At 70.0% G+C, this 19,297-nt stretch carries 19 protein-coding genes, 1 tRNA gene and 3 pseudogenes; 10 read left to right on the top strand and 13 right to left on the bottom strand.

The annotated features are described in order from the left end of the window. Positions 1-28: 28 nt before the first annotated feature. Positions 29-1,462 (top strand): APC family permease, encoded by a 1,434-nt coding sequence (locus tag Drose_RS37670; protein ID WP_260725956.1) that lies wholly within the window; start codon positions 29-31, stop codon positions 1,460-1,462. Then, positions 1,459-2,061: a GNAT family N-acetyltransferase gene (locus Drose_RS37665; RefSeq protein WP_260725955.1), complete on the top strand. Its 603-nt coding sequence runs from the start codon at positions 1,459-1,461 to the stop codon at positions 2,059-2,061. Before Drose_RS37670 ends, Drose_RS37665 begins: the two co-directional genes overlap by 4 nt. 147 nt (positions 2,062-2,208) lie before the next feature. On the opposite strand, the gene Drose_RS37660 is transcribed toward Drose_RS37665, so the two are convergent. Next, the gene (locus Drose_RS37660) at positions 2,209-3,321 is read right to left on the bottom strand and encodes an MBL fold metallo-hydrolase (protein WP_260725954.1); all 1,113 of its coding nucleotides are present in this window, start codon (positions 3,319-3,321) and stop codon (positions 2,209-2,211) included. 267 nt (positions 3,322-3,588) lie between these two features. On the opposite strand from Drose_RS37660, the gene Drose_RS37655 reads away from it, so the two are divergent. After that, positions 3,589-4,779, top strand: a complete 1,191-nt coding sequence (locus tag Drose_RS37655; RefSeq protein WP_260725953.1) for a helix-hairpin-helix domain-containing protein — start codon at positions 3,589-3,591, stop codon at positions 4,777-4,779. Beyond that, a complete protein-coding gene (locus Drose_RS37650; protein WP_260725952.1) occupies positions 4,779-5,828 on the top strand; it encodes an OmpA family protein in 1,050 nt (349 codons plus the stop codon). The genes Drose_RS37655 and Drose_RS37650 overlap by 1 nt, the downstream gene beginning before the upstream one ends. Before the next feature lie 146 nt (positions 5,829-5,974). Here the strand turns inward: Drose_RS37650 and Drose_RS37645 are convergent, their stop codons facing one another. Continuing rightward, complete coding sequence (locus Drose_RS37645; protein ID WP_260725951.1) at positions 5,975-7,579, bottom strand: alpha/beta hydrolase; 1,605 nt, start codon at positions 7,577-7,579, stop codon at positions 5,975-5,977. 62 nt (positions 7,580-7,641) lie between these two features. Between Drose_RS37645 and Drose_RS39305 the strand changes: the two are divergent. Continuing rightward, positions 7,642-7,989: pseudogene (locus tag Drose_RS39305) on the top strand (RNA ligase family protein); the annotation flags it as partial. Between the two features lie 195 nt (positions 7,990-8,184). On the opposite strand, the gene Drose_RS37640 reads toward Drose_RS39305, so the two are convergent. The 3 genes from Drose_RS37640 to Drose_RS37630 form a co-directional block, all read right to left on the bottom strand. After that, the gene (locus tag Drose_RS37640; protein ID WP_260725950.1) at positions 8,185-8,904 is read right to left on the bottom strand and encodes a hypothetical protein; all 720 of its coding nucleotides are present in this window, start codon (positions 8,902-8,904) and stop codon (positions 8,185-8,187) included. A gap of 96 nt (positions 8,905-9,000) precedes the next feature. Continuing rightward, on the bottom strand, positions 9,001-9,276 hold the full coding sequence (locus Drose_RS37635; RefSeq protein WP_260725949.1) for a hypothetical protein: 276 nt from the start codon (positions 9,274-9,276) through the stop codon (positions 9,001-9,003). A gap of 48 nt (positions 9,277-9,324) precedes the next feature. Then, positions 9,325-9,636, bottom strand: coding sequence for a hypothetical protein (locus tag Drose_RS37630; RefSeq protein WP_260725948.1), 312 nt, complete (start codon positions 9,634-9,636; stop codon positions 9,325-9,327). Between the two features lie 199 nt (positions 9,637-9,835). On the opposite strand from Drose_RS37630, the gene Drose_RS37625 reads away from it, so the two are divergent. Further along, entirely contained in the window at positions 9,836-10,918 is a 1,083-nt protein-coding gene (locus tag Drose_RS37625) for an App1 family protein (RefSeq protein WP_260729952.1), read from the top strand. Next, positions 10,919-10,987: pseudogene (locus tag Drose_RS39300) on the top strand (hypothetical protein); the annotation flags it as partial. Positions 10,988-11,093: 106 nt separating this feature from the next. Here Drose_RS39300 and Drose_RS37615 read toward each other — a convergent pair. Both Drose_RS37615 and Drose_RS37610 read right to left on the bottom strand, forming a co-directional pair. After that, on the bottom strand, positions 11,094-11,993 hold the full coding sequence (locus Drose_RS37615; RefSeq protein WP_260725947.1) for a DUF998 domain-containing protein: 900 nt from the start codon (positions 11,991-11,993) through the stop codon (positions 11,094-11,096). Between the two features lie 494 nt (positions 11,994-12,487). Further along, entirely contained in the window at positions 12,488-13,375 is an 888-nt protein-coding gene (locus Drose_RS37610; RefSeq protein WP_260725946.1) for a TetR/AcrR family transcriptional regulator C-terminal domain-containing protein, read from the bottom strand. Between the two features lie 100 nt (positions 13,376-13,475). On the opposite strand from Drose_RS37610, the gene Drose_RS37605 reads away from it, so the two are divergent. Next, a complete protein-coding gene (locus Drose_RS37605; RefSeq protein WP_260725945.1) occupies positions 13,476-13,622 on the top strand; it encodes a hypothetical protein in 147 nt (48 codons plus the stop codon). Further along, entirely contained in the window at positions 13,619-14,812 is a 1,194-nt protein-coding gene (locus Drose_RS37600) for a DUF418 domain-containing protein (RefSeq protein WP_260725944.1), read from the top strand. Before Drose_RS37605 ends, Drose_RS37600 begins: the two co-directional genes overlap by 4 nt. Positions 14,813-14,838: 26 nt before the next feature. Here the strand turns inward: Drose_RS37600 and Drose_RS37595 are convergent, their stop codons facing one another. The 4 genes from Drose_RS37595 to Drose_RS37580 all read right to left on the bottom strand — a co-directional run bounded on the left by Drose_RS37595 (position 14,839) and on the right by Drose_RS37580 (position 17,851). Beyond that, complete coding sequence (locus tag Drose_RS37595; RefSeq protein ID WP_260725943.1) at positions 14,839-15,402, bottom strand: HAD domain-containing protein; 564 nt, start codon at positions 15,400-15,402, stop codon at positions 14,839-14,841. Positions 15,403-15,652: 250 nt separating this feature from the next. Then, the gene (locus Drose_RS37590; protein ID WP_260725942.1) at positions 15,653-16,903 is read right to left on the bottom strand and encodes a WD40 repeat domain-containing protein; all 1,251 of its coding nucleotides are present in this window, start codon (positions 16,901-16,903) and stop codon (positions 15,653-15,655) included. Between the two features lie 116 nt (positions 16,904-17,019). Further along, positions 17,020-17,547 carry a SigE family RNA polymerase sigma factor gene (locus Drose_RS37585; protein ID WP_313899979.1) on the bottom strand — a complete coding sequence of 176 codons (528 nt, stop codon included), beginning with the start codon at positions 17,545-17,547 and terminating at the stop codon, positions 17,020-17,022. Between the two features lie 175 nt (positions 17,548-17,722). Then, complete coding sequence (locus tag Drose_RS37580) at positions 17,723-17,851, bottom strand: hypothetical protein (RefSeq protein WP_260725941.1); 129 nt, start codon at positions 17,849-17,851, stop codon at positions 17,723-17,725. Positions 17,852-18,066: 215 nt separating this feature from the next. On the opposite strand from Drose_RS37580, the gene Drose_RS37575 reads away from it, so the two are divergent. Continuing rightward, positions 18,067-18,660: a tyrosine-type recombinase/integrase gene (locus tag Drose_RS37575; RefSeq protein ID WP_260725940.1), complete on the top strand. Its 594-nt coding sequence runs from the start codon at positions 18,067-18,069 to the stop codon at positions 18,658-18,660. Here the strand turns inward: Drose_RS37575 and Drose_RS37570 are convergent. Next, positions 18,635-18,706, bottom strand: a tRNA-Lys gene (locus Drose_RS37570). The two genes, Drose_RS37575 and Drose_RS37570, sit on opposite strands and share 26 nt — an antisense overlap. 277 nt (positions 18,707-18,983) lie before the next feature. Next, positions 18,984-19,283 (bottom strand): annotated as a pseudogene (locus Drose_RS37565) (DDE-type integrase/transposase/recombinase); the annotation flags it as partial. Between the last annotated feature and the right edge of the window lie 14 nt (positions 19,284-19,297).

The following is a 19,297-nucleotide window of genomic DNA, read 5'->3' as shown; positions in this document are numbered from 1 at the left end:
CGACAGGCTGGGCGTGCCTTCCGTCATCATGTTCGCTCTCACGGCCGCCGCGCCCCTGATGGTGGTCGGCGCCCTGGTGTCCAGCGCGTGGGGCTGGGTCGGCACCACCGGCTTCCCCCTCGCGTTCGTGATCATCGCGGTCGTCCTGGCCGTGTTCAGCTTCGGTTACGTCGCGATGTCCCGGCACATCACCAACGCCGGCGCGTTCTACAGCTACATCTCGCAGGGCCTCGGCCGGCCGCTCGGCGTCGCCGGTGCCCTCGTCGCGCTGCTGGCCTACAACCTGCTGCAGATCGGCCTCTACGGCGCGTTCGGCTTCTACGCCTCGCTGATCCTCGCGGAGAAGGCCGACGTCGACGTCAAGTGGTGGATCCTGGCGCTGGCGCTGTGGCTCGTCGTCGCGGTGCTCGGCCTGCTGCGCGTCGACGTCAACAGCAAGGTCCTCATGATCCTGCTCGGCGCCGAGCTCATCGTCGTGACCATTTTCGACGTGATCTTCTTCAGCAACCCGGACGGCGGCTCGATCAGCTTCGAGCCGTGGACCTGGGGCGCCCTGAGCGGCGCGGCCGGCCCGGCGTTCGCCGTCGCGGTCACCGCGTTCGTCGGCTTCGAGGCCGCACCGGTCTTCGCCGAGGAGGCCCGCAGCAAGAACCGCACCGTCGCCGCCGCCACGTTCCTCGGCCTGGGCGTCATGGTGTTCTCCTACGCGATCACCAGTTGGGCCGCCGCGGCCAGCATCGGCGTGGACAAGACCGTCCCGGCGGCGCAGGAGATGGCTGCCAGCGGCGGCCCGTTCTTCCCGACGCTCGCGGAGAAGGGTGGCGCGTGGGCCGCCGACGCCGGCCTCATCCTGCTGACCACCAGCATCGCGGCCGCCGCGCTGAGCTACCACAACACGACCGCGCGGTACGCCTTCGCGCTCGGCCGCGAGCGGGTGCTCCCGGCGTTCTTCGGCCGCACCCGGGCCCGCTCCGGCGCGCCGGCCTCCGGCTCGCTGTTCCAGACCGTCATCGCGCTCGCTGTCCTCGTGGTCTTCGCGGTGCAGGGCTGGGACCCGCTGCTCAACCTGTTCTTCTGGCTGGGCACCTCGGGCGGCGTCGGTGTGCTGTTCCTCGTCACGGCGACCTCGTTGTCGGTCATCTTCTACTTCGCCAAGGACGCCCGCGGTGAGGGCGCCTGGTCGCGGCTCCTCGCGCCGATCCTGGCGACGATCGCCCTCGGGTACATCATCTGGCTGGTGGTCGACAACTTCGGCGGGCTGCTCGGCTTCGCGCCCGGCACCGAGAACGCCGCGGTCTGGGCCTTCCCGGCCGCGTACGGCGCGGTCGCGGTCATCGGCGTCATCTGGGCGCTGATCCTGCGGGCCGTCAACCGCTCGGACTACGACGCCATCGGCCTCGGCGCCAAGGCGAACACCGCCCGTATCGAGGCCCAGGCCCCGTTCGCGGACAGCCGTTCATGACGGGAACGCCGATCCGCCGGGCGACGCTGCCGGAGGTACGGGTGTTGGCCGAACTGGTCGCCGAGGCGTTTGAACCGCTTCCGGTCTGCCAGTGGCTGGTGCCGAACCCGGCGGAGCGGCGTCGCATCCTGGAGGACGACTTCGAGATCCTCGTCCGGCACGGCGTGGAGCACGGCGTGGTGTACACGACCGACGACCACACCGCGGTCGCGGTCTGGTACACCGGCGCCCCGGAAGGTGTGCCGGACATCCCCGACTACGACGAGCGGCTGCTGGCCGCCTGCGGCGTGCACACGCCGAGGTTCCAGCAGCTCGACGAGGCGATGCACAAGGCGCACCCGCTCCATGCGCCGCACGATCACCTGGCGCTGCTGGCGGTCGGCCCGCGGCATCAGGGGGCGGGCCTGGGCGCGCGGCTCCTCGACGAGCACCACGCCCACCTCGACCGGCAGGGTGTCCCGGGATACCTCGAGGCGAGCAGCCCCGGCTCCCGGGCCCTCTACCTGCGGCACGGCTACACCGACCTGGACGCGCCGTTCGGTCTGCCCGACGGCGGGCCGGACCCGGCGATGTGGCCGATGTGGCGCGATCCGCGCTGAGCGGCACGGCGATCAATTCCACGATCGATTTTCGCTGAGGGAAGACCACAGTGTGGGAGGCAGGCGGTGACCTGCCTCCCACACTGTCATTCACGCGCGCCGGCCCACTGCGCCGGGACACGTGTCCCTGACCTGCTCATTTCATGCTCAGGCAATAGAGCGCCACCACGGTTCAACCGCTGGCAACACGTCGATGTCGATCCGGTCACCCGGGCGGGGCACGACCAGCGTGACGTCACGGGCCGCCGACTCCTCCAGCAACCGCTCGACCGGCTCCGACCACGCGTGGAGCGCCAGGTTGAACGTGCACCAGTGCAGCGGGATAAGCACCCCGGCCTGGACGTCGAGGTGTGCGCTCGCGCCATCCTCCGGCTTCATGTGGATGTCCGGCCACGCGTCGTTGTACGCGCCGACCTGGATCAGCGAGACGTCGAACGGCCCGTGCTGCGCGCCGATCTCCTTGTAGCCGTCGAAGTAGCCCGAGTCGCCGGTGTAGAACACGCTGCGCCGTGCACCCTTGACCACCCAGGACGCCCACAGCGTGCCGTCACGGGCGAACCGCCGCCCCGAGAAGTGCCGCGCCGCCGTCGCCGTGAGCCGCACGTCCTTGATCATCGCCTGCTCGTCCCAGTCTAGCTCGACCAGCCGCTCCCGCGGCACGCCCCAGCGCTCCAGATGCGCACCGACACCCAGTGGCACGAGGAACGGCGCCTGTTGAGTGCGCAGCAGCGCCCGGATGCTCGCCAGGTCGAGGTGGTCGTAGTGGTCGTGCGAGATCACCACCGCGTCGATACGCGGCAGCTCGTCGATCGGCAGCGGCATCGGGTGCATCCGCTTCGGCCCGAGGAACCACGTCGGTGAGCAGCGGTCGCTCCACACCGGGTCGAACAGGACCCGCACACCTTCGATCTCGACCAGCGCGGTCGAGTGGCCGAGCCACGTCACGTGCAGCCAGTCGGGGGCCAGCTTGCCGCCCAGATCGGGGCGCACCACCGGGATCGTCCCCGCCGGCCGGCGCGGCTCCTTGCCGGTCAGCAGCTCGACGAAGGCGTTGCGCATCGCGTGCGGCGGGACGATGTCCGCCGGCACCGAGTTGCGGAACCGGCCCTCGCCGAACTGCGGCGACCGGCGCATCCGCTCGGCCCGCCCGCCTGCCGGCACCGCACCTAGCTGCGCCGGCAGGTCACGCAGAGCCCACGCGACACCGGCGGCCGCAGCCGCCACTGCCGCCACGGCGAGCACTCGCGTCGTCTTCCCCATGCTCAGTCGCCTCCGATAGTCGTGAGCTTCAGCACCAAGCCTCCACCGGCAGTCTGGTGCCTTCTTCGGTACCTCATGTGCCGTACCTCCGGCAAATGCGTTCTATCTGCGGAAATGCCGCCATGGGCCGGGAGCGTTGGCGACAGACCGCCGGAACCGGCAGGCACAGGTCGTCTTCGCGGCTCTGTTGCTCGGCATCGAGGTGTGGAAGGCTGCCCCGCGAACTCCCTCTTCACGCGTCGGTCACGTCCCCCTCGGAGGCCCGTCGTGGTCTGGTTCACCAACCAGTCACTCCTGCTCATCGCGCTGGCGTTCCTGCTCGGCCTTCTCGTCGGCTATCTGTGGTGGGGCCGGCAGCTCCGCCGCGTACGGTCGGATGCGTCCACCACGGACGCCGTTCCCCTCACGGCGCCGCCGCCGGCCGATCCGGCCCCCGATCCGGCAGCGGTTCCCGAGCCGGTCGCGGCCGGGCCCGAGCCGGTCCTGCAACCCGAGCCGGTCGCGGAGCGGGCGGCGGCTGAGCCGACTCCCACCATTGTGGACGATGCGCTGGTGGCCGAGGTCGAATCCGCGTTCGCCACCGCCTCCGAGCCCGACGACCTGGAGCGGATCGAGGGCATCGGCCCGAAGATCGCGGCGGCGTTGCGGGCGGCGGGCATCGCGACGTATGCCGCGCTGGCCGACGCCGACCGCAGCACCGTCGAGGACGCGCTCGCCGAGGCCAACCTGCGGTTCGCGCCGAGCCTGTCGACGTGGGGCCGCCAGGCGCGCCTGCTGGCCGACGGCGACGAGCAAGGCTTCCTGGAGCTCACCGGCCGCCTGATCGCCGGCCGTGAGGTCACAGCGAAGGCAACCAAGGCTCCCACGGCGACCGAGCCGATGGCCGACCCTACCCCGGAAGCGACGCCGGTGGATGCCCCGGCCGAGACGTCCGTCGATGCTCTGTCCGAGACGTCTGCCGATGCCCCGGCTGATGCAGCAGCCGATGCGGCGATGGATGTCGCGGTAGAAGTGCCGGTCGACGCCTCCCCGGCCCCCGCCGAGGCAGCCGCTCCGCAGCCTGAGCCGAAGCCCGAGCCCGCGCCGGAGCCCGAGCCCGCGCCGGAGCCTGAGCCGGAGCCGGAGCCCGCGCCGGATCCTGAGCCGCAGCCTGTCGCCGTGGTACCGGCGCAGGCCGCCGCTGCCGACGACACCCCGGCCGACGACCTCAAGCGGATCGAAGGCATCGGGCCCAAGATGTCCGCCGCGCTGATCGCTTCGGGGATCCGCACGTACGCCCAGCTCGCCGCGGCCGACGTCGACACCCTGCGCGCCGCCCTCGAGGCTGCCAACCTGCGGTTCGCGCCGAGCCTCGTCACCTGGGCCCGTCAGGCGAAGCTGCTCGCGGAGGGCGACGAGAACGGATTCGCCGACCTTACCCGGCGGCTCGTCGCCGGGCGTGACACCGGGCGGGCGTGATGGCGACCCGGACCAGGAGCGTCCGCTGGGAGGTCCGGCGGCGGAACCCGCTGGTCCCGATCGGGGTCGGGATCGTCGGGCTGGCGGCGCTCGTCTACGCGTTCGAGGTACCGCATCGGCACAACATCGAAGGCGATCTCACCGATCGCACCAAGGTCGCGCTGTCCAATGCCGGGATCGATGCCGACGTGCGGTTCGTCGGGCGGGACGGCACGGTCAACGTCGAGTCCGCCGACCAGGTCGACCAGGCGAAGAGGATCACGCTGGACCTCGACGGCGTCCGCGTCGTGCGGGTCGAGGCGCCGCCGAAGGCTGCGGTCCCGCCACAGCCGGCCGCCGTCAAGCTGCTCGTCGACGCCGGGAAGGTCGTGCTGACCGGTGCCGTGCCCACGGACGCGGCTCACGCGGCGCTGGTCGACGCGGCCAAGACGGCGTTCGGCGCGGAAAACGTGCTGGACGAGATCACGGTCGACGCCAAGCGTACGGCCGGCGGCGCCGACCTGGCCGGCCTCGGCCCCGTGGTGGCCGCGCTCGGCAAGGACACCAAGGCCGGCGTGATCGATGCGACCGGCGGCACGGTCACGCTGACCGGGACCGTCGTGTCGCAGGAGGTCAAGGACAAGGCTGAGGTCGCGGCGAAGGCGGTGGCCGGCACGGTGAGGAACGAGCTCGTCGTCGGCGCGGCCGCCGCGCCGGAGCAGGTGCAGACCCAGCTCGGCGCACTGCCGACCGTGGAGTTCGAGAACAACAGCGCGACGCTGACCCAGCAGGGGCAGGCCGTAGTGGCCAACGTCGCCTCGATCCTCAAGGCGAACCCGGCGGTCCGGGTGAGCATCGAGGGGCACACCGACCTCCGCGGCACGCCCGACCATAACCAGGTGCTGAGCGAGGCCCGCGCCAAGACGGTGCTGGAAACACTGGTGTCGCTGGGCATCGCGCCGGACCGGCTGACGTCGAAGGGCTTCGGCGAGAGCCGCCCGAAGGTCCCCGGCACCGACGACCCCGCGAACGCGATCAACCGCCGCGTGGAGTTCATCGTCCAGCAGTAGCCGCCCTCGTTTCTAGCGTTGATCATGCACTTGTGGTGCCTGACAAACTCGGACAAAAGCGGAGTGTCGAGGCACCACGACTGCATGATCAACGCCAAAGGGAAGGGGGCGCCCGTCAGTGCGGGCGCCCCCTTCCTGGCGGGTGGTCAGTGGTGGACCGGGTACAGGGGCTCGCGAGTGAGGCTGTCCGCGCGCAGCGCCTTCGCCTGGGCGGAGGCCGCCGTCGGGTCGGGCTGCGGCAGGGCGTCACACGACAGGTCGGGCCGGTCGCCGTTCTTGCGGGCCGGTAGCTTGCCGGTCGCGAGGTAGTCGGCGATGGCGTCGTCGACGCACGCGTTGCCGTTGAGCGAGTTGGCGTGCGTGGTCTGCCCGACCTCGGCGATGAGGCTGCCGTTCGGGAAGCGGCGGCGGGCCTCGAGGCTGCCCTCCCACGGCGTCGCCGCGTCGAGGGTGGTGCCGACGAACAGGACGCTCTTGACCTTCGAGCCGTCGACCTTGACCGGCTTCGACGCCTTCGCCGGCCAGTAGAGGCACGGCGCGTTGTACCAGGCGTTGTCCCAGGTCATGAACGGGGCCTTCAGGAAGGTGCGCCAGTTGTCGCGCTCCCACTGGTTCCAGCTCTGCGGCCACTGCACGTCGGTGCACTGCACCGCGTTGTACACCGCGTAGCCGTTGTCGTCGCCGGGGCCGATGTAGTCCTCGTAGGCCGCGACGATGACGTCGGTGTTGCCGTCGTTGGCCCAGCCCGCGAAGGCGTCGGCCAACTCGAGCCACGTCGACTGGTAGTAGCCGGAGTACAGGAAGATGTCGGTCCACTCGTCCGGACCGACCACGCCGCCGGCGGGCTTGGCGCGCAGCTTGTTCTGCTCCGCGTACCAGCGCAGCTCGACCTGCTTGCCGGTCTTGCCGAGGTGGTAGACGCTGTCGTACTTCGCCAGCCAGTCGAACCAGATCTTGACGTTACGCTCGAAGTTCACGTCCTGGTCGAGGTTGGCCTGGTACCACACCTTGCGCACGTCGACGTTGCCGTCGAGGACCATGCGCCGGACCTTGTCCGGGTGCAGCGTGCCGTACACCTGGCCGAGGTAGGTGCCGTACGAGAAGCCGTAGAAGTTGATCTGCTTGGCGCCCAGTGCCTTGCGGATCGACTCCATGTCGTTGACCGAGTCGACCGTCGTCATGTGGTCGAGCAGGTTACCGCCCGCCGTGCCACAGTCCTTGGCGTAGCCCTTCGAACGGTTCAGCCAGGTCTTCTCGATGTTCTGGTTCCAGGGGATGTACTCGGGACGTGGCCCGTTGAAGTAGTCCGGGTCGCACGAGAGCGCCGGGACGCTGGAGCCGACGCCGCGCGGATCGAAGCCGATCCAGTCGTACGCCTCGCCGGCACCGTTCGGCACGAATTCGCCGAGCACCGACAAGGTCAGGCCGGAGGCGCCGGGGCCACCGGGATTGACCAGCATGATGCCCTGGTAGTCCTTGGCCGCGACCTTCGCCTTGATCCGCGAGACCGCGATCTGGATCTTCTTGCCGTTGGGCTTGCTGTAGTCGAGCGGAACGCTCAGCAGGCCGCACTCGGCGCCGCGCCGCTGCAGGCCGGGGCTCGCGCACTGCCCCCACGGGATGCCGGCGGCGCCGGCCTCGGGCTGCCCTGGCGCCGCGGGTGCGGCCAGGGCGCTCGACGTCGGCGCCACGGCCAGCACCGTGGCCGCCGCGGTGAAGAGGACCAGCCCCTTCACGGACTTTCTTTCCACACAACCCTCCCAAATTTGCCCTGGTGTGTGTTCCGGGCAAGTGATTCGGGCCAAACGATGTCATGCCGATCGTTTCGACCGGCGTCGGCGCGCGGAAGCCGGAACACCCTTTCCCTCACCCGAGAAAACCCGTGTCGGCAACGGATTTGTCTCCCGTACAACGTGCGGATGCTGCGCGAGTTCCCCCGAACGCCCCATCTGCCCGGGGTCGCGGCCGCAGCCTGGCGCAGGTCCCGTTCGGCGAGTTGGCGGGGCGGTTCCTCGTCGTCGAGGAGAAGCTCGACGGCACCAAGACCGCGATCAATTTCGATGCCGGCGGCACGCTGCTGCTACAGTCCCGCGGCCACTACCTCACCGGCGGCCCGCGGGAGAAGCAGTTCGCCCCGTTCAAGGCATGGGCCGCCGGCGTGCCGTACGAGCTGTGGCCGATCCCGCGGGACCGCTACATCGTCCACGGTGCGTGGCTTACGCCCGCCGGAGCTGCTCAGACGGCGGAACCGGGCCCGCCCGCACCCGGTTCCCGACTCGGTGATCACCCGGACGGCCGATCGATGGGAGCCGCCGGACCTGACCGAGGCCCACGCCGTCACGTACATCCGCAACGACTAGCGACTGGTGCTGCGCTGGCGCTGCATGGCCAGCGCCTGCAACGCCGCGGAACGCTGCAGCAACAGCGGGCCGAGCGGCTCGTTGGCGTCGATCGGCTTCGCGTACGGCCGGTTGTCGCATGCCCAGCCGTCGTGCAGGTCGTATTCGATCGACAGCGAGTGGTCCCGGGCCATCGAGTAGTCCAGCATGACCCCGGGCCCGAGCGCCCTGGTCGTGATCTCCCCGGCCATGTGCGGGATCGGCGAGAAGAAGAACGCGACCTTCGGGATCGGCTGGAACAGGTCGACGTCGATCAGGTCGAAGATGCCGATGGGCTGGTACATGCCGTGCGCGTCGTGCACGCAGAGGCCCGCGCCGAGGTCGGTCCGCCCGGTGTTGTCGATCTCCAGATGCCCGGCGGGCCCGCCGGGGGACACGATGCCGGCGCCGTCGTTGCCGGAGACGGTGAGCACGCTGCCGAGCGGCGCCGGGTAGTTGTGGGTCGCCACGATTCTCGTGTTCGGCGCCGTCGTCCCGTGCCGGGTGGTGTACATCGAATAGGTCTCCTGCCACGTCACCTCGAGCCGGCGCTCGAGGTAGTGCACGGAGAGCCAGATCGTCGGGGCGCCGCTCGCCGAGGTGGCGACCGCGTGGAGCCCGAAGAGCGCGAAGTGGTGGTCGCGCAGCTTCTCGATCGTGGCGTCGTTCATGTCGATCGTGAGTTTGTGCCGCTCCACGCTGACCTCCCAGGACGTACGGGCACCGACGGTCGTTCACTGGGCCTCAGTGTGGAGCGGGCAGGTTGCAGTCCCGGGGTGTTCGAGGAAAATCCCTCACGATCGCGCCGCGTTGACGACCGCCTGCGCGGCCTGCCGCAGTTCGCGTTCGTCGGGCTGGAAGCCTGTGGCGATGTCCGGGTGGAGGCTCGACCGGGCGACGTCCAGGAGCCGCCGGCTCACCTCCGCGACCGACTCGCCGTGGTAGTCACGCTCGATCGTCTCCGCCGCCCGCTGGAGCGCCGAGCTTAGCTGGGCTTCGAGGGGCTCCCGCAGCTTTTGCGTCGCCGGGTCGAGCTCGGCCGGATCGAGCGATACATGCAACTCCTGCATGCCTGCCGCTTACCCCACCGGCCGGGTCGGAAAACCGGCCGGCGGCGACTATGCGGTCAACGCGAGCGGGCGGATCACGGCGCCCGGGCGGCGCATCGCCCGGATGGCCCGGATCGCCTTGCTGCCCTTGGCCGGGTATGTCGCCCGGATCTGCGCCAACGCCCACACCATCCGCGCGACGGCGGTCTCCGGGTGGTCCCCGAACTCGCTCGCGACCCGCGCGGCGCAGCCCTGGATGCCGATCTGCCGCAGCGTCACCGCGACCGCGGCGCGGATCTCACCGCTCGCGGGCGTCTCCGACGACTGCAGGGTCGAGGCGAAGAGCGCCTCGGCCCGAACGGCCTCGATCGTGGTTGCCATTTCGCACCTCCGTGCGCCCTCTGGGAATCCTTGGTGTTCCCGATGACAACTACGCTAGAAGTGCCCCGCCGGTTCGGGCTCACGGATTCATGCCAGCGTCGTCGTCTTGTCACCGTGAGCTGATCACGATCCTCAGGCGTTTCGAGGTGTACGTCCTGTGCGTGGACGTGCTGGCTGTGACAGGGTTGGGCCCGTGTCGGTGATCCCCAACGGGGCCCCCAACGGAGCCTCCAGCAGCACCTCGGCCGCGCCCCTGCCCCTGCACCGCGCTGCCCGCGTCGAGGACGCCATCCACAACGTGATCGAGCGGCGGCTGCGCCGGCGGGGTTGGAAGGTCGCCGTCACCGCCTACACCGGATACGGCGCGAGCATGACCCCGGAACAGCCGGGCTGGGTGCGTGTGCTCGGCCGGGTCCTGCTCGCCCGGATCGACCCGAAGCCGGCCAAGCGCCTGAAGAAGCTGCGCGGGTGGCGGTCCTTCACCGCGGTCTCCGTCAATGACGCGCTCGTGCGGATCGAGGCCGGTGGCCGTACGTGCGAGGTCCGTTGCGACCGGGGTGGCTTCATCGACACCGTGGTGGAGGCCGACCTGGCTCCCGGTTGGGCCACGGTCACGCTGCGCGTCGAGGACAGCGCCGCGGTCGAGGCGCCGGTGCGCATCATCGATCCGGACATCCGCTTCGGCGTCGTCTCCGACGTCGACGACACGGTCATGGTGACCGCCCTGCCCAGGCCGATGCTCGCCGCCTGGAACACGTTCGTGCTCGACGAGCACGCCCGCGCCTCCGTCCCCGGCATGGCGGTGCTGTACGAGCGGCTGGTCAACGCCAACCCCGGTGCACCCGTGTTCTACCTGTCCACCGGTGCGTGGAACGTCGCCGCCACCCTGACCCGCTTCCTGTCCCGGCACCTCTACCCGGCCGGCCCGTTGCTGCTGACCGACTGGGGGCCGCAGCCCGATCGGTTCTTCCGCAGCGGTCAGGCACACAAGCGCGCCTCGCTGGCGCGGCTCGCGGACGAGTTCCCGAACATCCGCTGGCTGCTCGTCGGCGATGACGGCCAGCACGACCCGGAGATCTACGCCGAGTTCGTCGCCGAGCACCCGGAGAGCGTGGCGGCCGTCGCGATCCGGCACCTGTCGCCGACCCAGGCGGTGCTGGCCGGTGCCTTCCCGAGCCCGGCCGACAGCTCGAAACGTGTGCCGTCGGGCGCTCAGCGCTGGCTGCGCGCCCCCGACGGCGCCGGCCTGTGGCGCCTGCTCCGGGACACCGAGATCCTGTAGATACTAGCCATTGCCGACCGGACCGGTCTCGAGCCGCTGTACGTCTCCAAGCTCGCCCGCGCGCTCGAGTCGGCCGGCCTGGTCGACCGCCTGCCCGACCCGGCCGACACCCGAGCGGTCCAGCTCGTGCTCACCGCCGAGGGGCGCGACGTCACCGGCCGGGCGGTGGTGATCGTCAGTCGCCTGCTCGATCAGCTCCTGGCCCCGCTCGGCGGCCTGGACGCGGAGCGGACGGCGGCGTTCGCCGGCGAGCTGCGGACGCTGCTGGCCGTACCACTGGAACCACCGGATCCCAAGGAGTAGCCATGCCCCTCAATGGACAGATCATCGGCCAGGCGGAGCGCTCCACCCGCGCGCTCCTCGACCGGCTGCTCGCCGGCACCGCCACCACGTTCGAGGCATGGGTGGCGGTCAACCTGACCGCCACGAGCGGCGGCACCCTCGCCCGCGACGACCTGGTGGTGCGCATAGCCGCCGGCCTGCGGATCACTCCGGTGGCCTTGACCGGCCAGGCCAGGGCCACCAGCAGACCCGTCTCGGCGGCGAGCAGGAGGCGCTCGGTCAGGCCGATCATGACGCGGTCGCCGGGAATCGCCGACCAGACCATGGCCAGCGCGAAGAACACGCTGAGCAGCGCGGTGCTCCGCACCCAGCGGGTGCGGAGCACGTGCCTCGACAGCAGCCACCCGGCGGCCGGGAGAGCCGCGAAGGCCGCCACCGAGGCGTAGCGGTGGACGTAGCCGGCCGTGGTCAGCGGCAGGCCGGGCTCGTCGGTCGGGACGACGGCCGCCGCGAGCAGGCCCCCGCACCAGACCGCGAACAGCGCCGTCACCCGGCGGCCGACCCGGACGCCCGACCGGCGCAGCGCCAGGACGAGCGCGATCGACGCGGCCGCCATGACCACCATGGCCGCGTCGACCACCCCGCCGCGGTCGGAGACCGCGAAGTCGCTGACGGTCAGCGCCCAGGGGTCGAGCGTGTCGTTGGGGTCCACGTGGCCGTCGACGGCCAGGGTGGCGGCGAGCGCGAAGCCGCCGAGCGCCACGTGGTTGAGGTTCATCCGGCGTAGCAGCACGACGTCGATCCTCGCCCGTCCGGGCCCCGGGCCGGATCAGGGCCGAGCCCGGACTGTTCCCGGAAACCCGTGTTCGACAGCCGGCAGTACAGTCCGGCGACGTTGGAGAGCGTCTTCGCGGAGTTTCTGTTTGCTCTCATGTTCAACCCGGCCGGGGCGGCCGGCTCCGCTGGGAGCCGCGACCGCGGTGCGCAGCATCCCCGGTGCCGGGCCGCAATGAAGGGCAGCTCCGCTGGGAGCTGCGACGAGCGTCGTGGCGTAAAACCGACATGCCACCCCGCGCCGGCCGCAATGAAGGGCAGTGCGACATTCGATCACGGATTCGCCGCCAACGTCCACCGCCAGCCGATTGGCATGCGGAACTCGTGCGCGGTGATCTGGGTAAGGCCGTCCGGCAGCTCAAGCGGGAGCCGAGCCGAACCGGCTGCATCATGGAGCCTTGGTTCGCGGTTCTTGAGTAGGGCAAGCGTCGCTGCCGCGCGAGGCGGATTCCGTCATCGCAGGAGCGGGGCGAGGCCGTCGAGGAGGCGCTGGAGGCCGAACTCGAAGAGCACGTCCAGGTTCCACACCCCGTCGTCGGCGGTGACGAAGCGGGCCATCAGCGGGAGCCGCCCGTCGGCCAGGACCGTGCCGATCCGTTCTTCGTGGGCCTCCATCCACTGGGTGCCGGTCAGGCCGCTGTCCTGCTCGGCCTGCGCCTCCTCGGCCAGGTTCACCGCCGTGCCGCGCACGTAGTTGGCCACCGTCACCGCCGCCGTGAACTGTGCGTTCAGGTCGAGCCCGCGCCCGTCCAGGGCCCGCATCATCCACTCGGTGTGGGCCATGGCGTGTGGGGCCGGCAGCGGCCGGGTGAAGGAGACCGCCTGGGCCAGCCAGGTGTGCCGGCGGTACATCGCCCACTGTAGCTGGGCGACGGCCTCGAGGCAGGCCCGCCAGCCGTCGCGGTCCGGGATGAGGGCCGGGGGCGGGTGGTCGGCCATGACCTTGTCGATCATGAAAAGCAGCAGCTCTTCCCGGTCGGCCACGTACCGGTAGACCGCCATCGTGGGGATGCCGAGCTGGCCGGCGAGCCGGCGCATCGACAGGCCGTGCAGCCCCTCGGCGTCGGCGACGGCCACGGCGGTGGCGACCACCTGCTCGCGGTCGGGGCCCGGTGCTCTACCCGCACCGACCGCGGCGACCACGGTGCCGACGCCCCGCATGGGCTCGACGAGACCCCGCTCGCGCAGGGCCGCCAGGACCTTCGTCGCGGTCGCCATCGCTACCCCGTACTCGGCCATGAGCTGCCGGGTCGACGGGATCCTCGCCCCGGGCGCGAGCTCGCCCGACGCGATCCGGTCGGCGAGATCGGCGGCGATCCGGCGGTACGGCGGTTCCTCCACAGCGGCCTCCCGTGCACTAGTGCAGTCACGGTACCCCGAGGACGAATACGGGGGACAGCCTCACTATTACCGATACTAGTGCACTCATACGCTGTACGGCATGACTGATGTCGTTCGTCTGGAGTCGCACCATCGGCTTCGCCGCGGGCAGTTTCACGGCGGTTATGGATCCCTCTTCGCCGACGAGCCGACCGGCGCGCTCGACCTGCGCGGCGCCCTCCGGGTCTCGCGAGGCTCGACGCCATGAGTGCGCTCCGACCTGACCGGCAGGACCGGGCCCTGGATACCGCCGCTGAGAACACTGACGACGCCCGGATCAACGTTGTGGACGCGTTGCGCGGGATCGCGCTGCTGCTCATCCTGCTGGCCAATGTGTGGTACTTCAGCTCCGGATATGAGTTCCAACTGGTCGACGATCCGGCGCACCGTGCGCTCGACCGGCTGGTCGCGGGTACGGCGGAACTGCTGTTCGCGATGAAGGCGTACCTGCTGTTCTCATTCCTGTTCGGCTACAGCTTCACCCTGCAACTCGACTCGGCGGCCCGGCGTGGGGCGGCCTTCGGCCGGCCGTTCCTGCGCCGGCTGTCCGGGTTGTTCGTGCTCGGGGCGCTGCACGCGGTGCTGCTGTACCACGGCGACATCCTCACCACGTACGCGTTGCTCGGTCTCGTGCTGCTCGCCGTTCGGCGGATCGAGCCGCGCACTGCCCTGTTCGCGGCGGCGATCATCGTGGGCGTGATCGGGTTTGTGGTCGGTCTGGCCGCGGTTCTTGGTGCCGCGGTGGTCCCGGACGAGGCCGCCGCGATCACCGCCGGTGCGCGTTCGACGGAGGCCCTTCGCGGCGGGCTCGGTGATGTCATCCTGGAGCACCTGCGCTCGTTGCCGGGAATGTTCGGCGCACTTGCCGTGCAAGGGCCGTTGGCCTTCGCCGCGTTCCTCGTCGGTCTCGCCGCCGGCAAGCACCGGATGCTCGCCGCCGTGCACACCCACGAGAACCTGCTGCGCCGATGCGAGCGGGTCGGCTATCCGGTCGGTCTGGCCGGCGCCACCGTGTTCGCGATCGGCGGCGGCACAGCGAACATGACCGGACTGATGGTCAGCATCGTCACCGCCCCGTTCCTCGCCGCGGCCTACGCCGCGACCCTGCTGCGTCTGTTCACACGGCGGCCGCGTCTCGCGGACGCGTTGGCGCCCGCGGGACGCATGGCGCTGACAAACTATCTGGGCCAGTCGCTCGTCTGCGTGCTCGTCTTCACCGGCGTCGGGTTGGGCCTGGCCGGCCACACATCGCCGGCGCAGACGCTGCTCATCGCGCTGACGATCTTTGTGGTACAGGCGGCTGCCAGCTACTGGTGGATGCGGCGGTTCCGGTACGGCCCGTTCGAATGGGCGTTGCGCGCGTGGACCCACAGCAGGCGACCCGCCATGCGACGATAGGCCCGGACCCGGCCTGAAACCGCAGGTCATGCGGTAGGCGTCGCGCCGGTGCCGAATCGAGTGGATCTCCACGACTTGCTTGCCCGCCCGATCCATCGCCTGATCGCCTCGAAGTCCGTGGCGGTGACTCCGACGGTCGGATCGGCTCGGTGCAGCAAGGCATTCCCCGCATAATTGGCTCGAACCCATCGCCGGTCAGCGTCGGTGACCTCGTCGTCGAGCCAGACGAACGTACGCCCGGCGGCCCACCTGATGAGGAACCGCGTCTTCCAATGCAGTCCGTGCTCGGGCTTCCCGTCATCGTCGGGGAAGTCGACCACGGGCAGCTCCGGCAGTCCGAGCCGGGGCGCGACCAGTTCATTCGCGTCCGACATCCAAGTGGTCGCCCACACCAGTTGGCATCCCAGCGACAGAAGCCGGCGCCCGTCCTCCTGGTCGAGCCGCCCCAGCAGCGGATTGCCCGCATCATCATCGACCGGCAGAGCTGCGCAGCCCTCGACCGAGGTCGCCTCGGTCGGCCGAGCACGGAGCGGGATCAGCACGCCATCGACGTCGAGGAACATGATCGGGCAGTCCGCCACACTGGCCATGATCGACGGAATTTACCAGGACCGGAACGCTCCCGTGTGCTGGTGTTGATGGTCGGCCTGGTTTCGATGCCGCTGGCCCTCGCGGCACGGGCGACGAGCCGAGCCTATGGCCGATGAGCGTGCATCCGAACGCACGCTCATCGGCCAATCCGTACACGACCGCGAGTCATCCACCACGCTGCGTAGTCGGTGCTCGTCGCCGTGCTGCAAGAAGGGTTTTGGAACTCCACAGGATCACCGGCACGCACTCTCACCCGATGGCTGGCGCGGCGCGGGCCTTGCGTTCCGTGACGCGTCGACGAACGCGTAGGACCAGCCACAGCAGGGGCACGCCGACCAGCAGCATCAGTACGCCTCCGGCGGCCAGGAAGAAGGGCGAGGGCGGACCGTAGTCAGGACTCCCCGATGTGCGGAACTGCCCGGAGATCGCCAGATCGGCGGCTACGTCGAGATCGCTTACGCCGTCCGGTGTCTCCAGTAATACCGTCGGGTCGAATGTGTTCGGGGCTAGCGCGACAAGGCGCGCGCGGGCGGTGTTGCTGTCGGGGTACGGGACCCAGGTGATTTTGTCCTGAAACAGCAGGGCCGGTAGTGCGCCTGCCCGCGGCACTGCGACGATGGCGATCGCGGCTCCGTCGGCGCGCCAGCCGATCACCCGGAGATAGCGAGCGTCGACCACGTTCGGGAAGGGACTCGCCGGCTGGGCCGCGCCGGTGTCGGCATTGTGAGGCACTAGCCGCCACGTTCCATCCGAGCCGCGTCGGGCGGTGACGAACGACCGGCCGTCGGGCAGCCAAGCGCCGGGTCCGGCCAACGTCTCGGCGTCCAGCGCCACGATCGCGTACGGCGCCGGGTTCGGACTGTCAAGGTGGTAGAGCCGGATCTGGTCGCGTACCTGGACCGCGAGGCGGCTGTTGTCGCGCGACAGCGCTACCACCGGAGCCGAGAGATTGTCGGAGTTGTCAATGCTGGCGATCTCGCTCCGGCTGGTCAGGTCGTAGACAGCAATCCGGCTCTCCCGGTGCTGGACGCCATCGATGTACGTCGTGCCATCTCCTGTTTCGTACACCAGCAGCGTCCCATCCGGCGAGAACGCGCGTGGGTCGCCGGGCAGGGCGATCGAGACGCGACGGTCGGGGCGGAGCGACCGTACCGTCCGGTTACGTGCGACGAGGTCGCCGTCCGGGGACAGCAGCGCGTCGAACCCGGGAGCCGTGTAGGTGAACTCGTTGAACACCCGGTAACGGTCGCTGCCAGCCGCCACGACGGCGAATCGCCCCTCGTTCCAGTCGTCAGTGGTGGCCGTGCCACCGAAGATCGCGGCGGCGGTACCCGGTGGCGACTGACCGACGTGCGCGGTCCGAAGCGGCGGCACGTGGAGTTTGCGCGGCAGGCCGACGGTGACCGACGTGGGGTCGCCCGGCATGCTGGTGCCGCCGGGACGAAACGCCAGACCAACCGTCAAGGTAAGCAACGTAACCACCACAGCGATGCCGCGCACGGCCCGCCGCTGCCTGGCGCGGTTGTGGGCCTGGTCGAAGAGGTCTTCGGGGACCGCCGCGGGCGGTGCCTGACCGGCGAGGACCCGCAGGCCCTCACGCAGCCGCGTCTCAGTGCTCATGATCCCACCTCAGCTTTCAGGTTGACCAACTCAGCGAGCTCGGGCGCGAGCCGGCGCAGGCGGTCGAGGGCGTGCCTGGTTTGACTCTTGACAGTGCCGATCCGGCAGCCGAGGCGTACCGCGGTCTCGGCCTCACTGTGGTCCTCGTAGAAGCGCAGCACGAGCACCGCTCGCTGCCGTGGGGTCAGCCGGCCCAGCGCTTGGCGCAGCACCACCGCTAGCTCCAGATCCGGCCCGGCTGGCGCCTGCCGCTCGGGCACATCCCCAGTGAGCGTCTCGACCACCCGGATTCGCCGCCTGCGCCACCAACTCACAGACTGGGTGTAGAGAATGCGGTAGACGTACGCGCGGGGCTCCTCGATCTTGTGCCATCGAGTCGCCGCCCGGGCGAGCGCGGTCTGCACCAGGTCTTCGGCGTGATATCGGTCGCCGGTGAGCAGGTATGCCGACCTGATCAGCGCATCGCTCTCGGCACGGACGAAGTCGTCGAAACCTCGCCGCGCCGCATCCTGCCGCAGGGTCACGGTGCCTCCTTCGCTCTATATGACGCCACAAGGGCGGCTGACGGAGGGAGGATCTGCTGTTCCTCCAGGCCCGACACGATCCGATCGAGCTCCGCGCCCCAGACCCTTCGCCCACCAGCGCCATCACCGCCCGCAGGCGATAGACGAACGAACTCGGGTCGGTCGGTCCGGCAAGTCAGTCGCCGGTCAGCCGGTGCATGGTTGCGAACGCTTCGGCGTACCGCGGCCAGTCAGCCTCATCCGGCGCGAGCGCCGAGGAAGCCAGCGAGATGGTGGCCTGCGCTGCAGACGCACTGTTCGTCATCCTCGAGCAGGCTGATCTACTCGGCGACGCGGTCGACAGCCGGGATCGGCACTGTTCAAGATGTCGGCGGCCAAGCGCCCCGCAGCCCGCTGCGGCCGCCCCCAGCGTCGTCAAAGCCCGGAGCCGGTCAATCCCTTCCTCGGCCCTACGTCGGACCACCGAAAAGTGCCGCCAGCCGCCGCGTCATCGCCTTGGACCGGCGCCGTCCAGGTCCTGTGCGAGCACGCCCGCCGGCAGCGCCTAGAGCGGCTCGCCGCCGGACAAACTGGCAGGACACCGGCTACGTTTTCACCCGGGCCGACGGGCAGCCGCTGCACCCGGACTACCTCACCTATCGGTTCCACCGCCTGTGCCAGACCGCCGAACTCCCGTCGGTCCGGCTGCACGACCTCCGGCACGGCGCCGCGTCCCTCGCCCACCAGGCCGGCGCCGACCTCAAGACCGTCCAGGATCAGCTCGGCCACGCCAGCATCGTCCTCACCGCAGACACCTACACCAGCGTCCTACCCGAAGCCCAGCGCCGAGCCGCGACGGCCACCGCCGAGTTCGTGCTCACCGCCGTCCGCAAACAGATCAAGAAGCGACGCAACGAATGCGGCGACCACGGCGCCCGATCCGCAACACTCGACGCCCCGGAACGGCCCCCGAACCGTGAAACCGCAGGTCAGGCCGCCGCGCCGCGCCCGGCACGACCACCGAAGAGCAAGAGCGCGAAGAAGCGCGCGGCGAGCAACCACCGACCACACAGGACAGGCAAGCAGCGCAAAAGTGCAGGTCAACGAGTGGGCCGCCAGGGACTCGAACCCTGAACCTACGGATTAAAAGTCCGCAGCTCTGCCATTGAGCTAGCAGCCCGCGCGAATAGGGTACCTCGTCCGCCCGTGCCAGCTCGCGTCCGTTTCCGTCCTGGCGCGTATTGCCTGGTCCAGGCGTTGCCAGTCCACATTGTGGAACATGGCAGTGTGCCGTCAGCCGCGGAATCCGGGTTGATCCGGGCTGGTCCGTCCACGGTCCTGAACATCCGAGCACCCACGGAGCACCCACGGCGATCACCGTCCCGCGTCGGGGTGCCCGGTGGGCGCAGTTGCATTGTCTGATCGGGTGGCACGGCGAACTGGCATTCCCTCCTGACTCAGACGGCGGTGGCGAGTTCGGTGAACGCCGCGGCGATGCGGAGACCGCGTGGTGCGTCGAGCCCGAGTTCGTCGTGGCCGCGACGGAGGTTCTGCATGAAGGCGTGTGCGGCGATGATCGTCTGCGCAGTGCGGTCGGTGCGCAGTCCGCGCATCGGTCTGAGCCGGTGCTTGAGCAGACCGTGATCGGCCTCGATCGGGTTGTTGGCATGGCACTTGACGTGGTGCCAGGCCAACGGGATCAGCTCGTCGGGCACTGCGGGGTAGACCGCCGCGGCGTCGGTGACCACCTCGGTGGGTGTCACCCTCAACC

Origin of the sequence: Dactylosporangium roseum, assembly GCF_025264685.1 — a bacterium.
Taxonomy (GTDB): domain Bacteria; phylum Actinomycetota; class Actinomycetes; order Mycobacteriales; family Micromonosporaceae; genus Dactylosporangium; species Dactylosporangium roseum.
Note: the sequence above shows the minus strand (reverse complement) of the source record. Positions and strands in the feature narration are given on the sequence as shown.

What these genes read in the sequence shown, in the direction of transcription:
- Drose_RS37650 (WP_260725952.1), top strand. Translation starts at nt 4,779, where the DNA reads ATGGCGACCCGGACCAGGAGCGTCCGCTGGGAGGTCCGGCGGCGGAAC.
- Drose_RS37630 (WP_260725948.1), bottom strand. Translation starts at nt 9,636, where the DNA reads ATGGCAACCACGATCGAGGCCGTTCGGGCCGAGGCGCTCTTCGCCTCG.
- Drose_RS37665 (WP_260725955.1), top strand. Translation starts at nt 1,459, where the DNA reads ATGACGGGAACGCCGATCCGCCGGGCGACGCTGCCGGAGGTACGGGTG.
- Drose_RS37580 (WP_260725941.1), bottom strand. Translation starts at nt 17,851, where the DNA reads ATGACGAACAGTGCGTCTGCAGCGCAGGCCACCATCTCGCTGGCTTCC.
- Drose_RS37660 (WP_260725954.1), bottom strand. Translation starts at nt 3,321, where the DNA reads ATGGGGAAGACGACGCGAGTGCTCGCCGTGGCGGCAGTGGCGGCTGCG.
- Drose_RS37600 (WP_260725944.1), top strand. Translation starts at nt 13,619, where the DNA reads ATGAGTGCGCTCCGACCTGACCGGCAGGACCGGGCCCTGGATACCGCC.
- Drose_RS37605 (WP_260725945.1), top strand. Translation starts at nt 13,476, where the DNA reads ATGACTGATGTCGTTCGTCTGGAGTCGCACCATCGGCTTCGCCGCGGG.
- Drose_RS37595 (WP_260725943.1), bottom strand. Translation starts at nt 15,402, where the DNA reads ATGGCCAGTGTGGCGGACTGCCCGATCATGTTCCTCGACGTCGATGGC.
- Drose_RS37635 (WP_260725949.1), bottom strand. Translation starts at nt 9,276, where the DNA reads ATGCAGGAGTTGCATGTATCGCTCGATCCGGCCGAGCTCGACCCGGCG.
- Drose_RS37670 (WP_260725956.1), top strand. Translation starts at nt 29, where the DNA reads ATGTTCGCTCTCACGGCCGCCGCGCCCCTGATGGTGGTCGGCGCCCTG.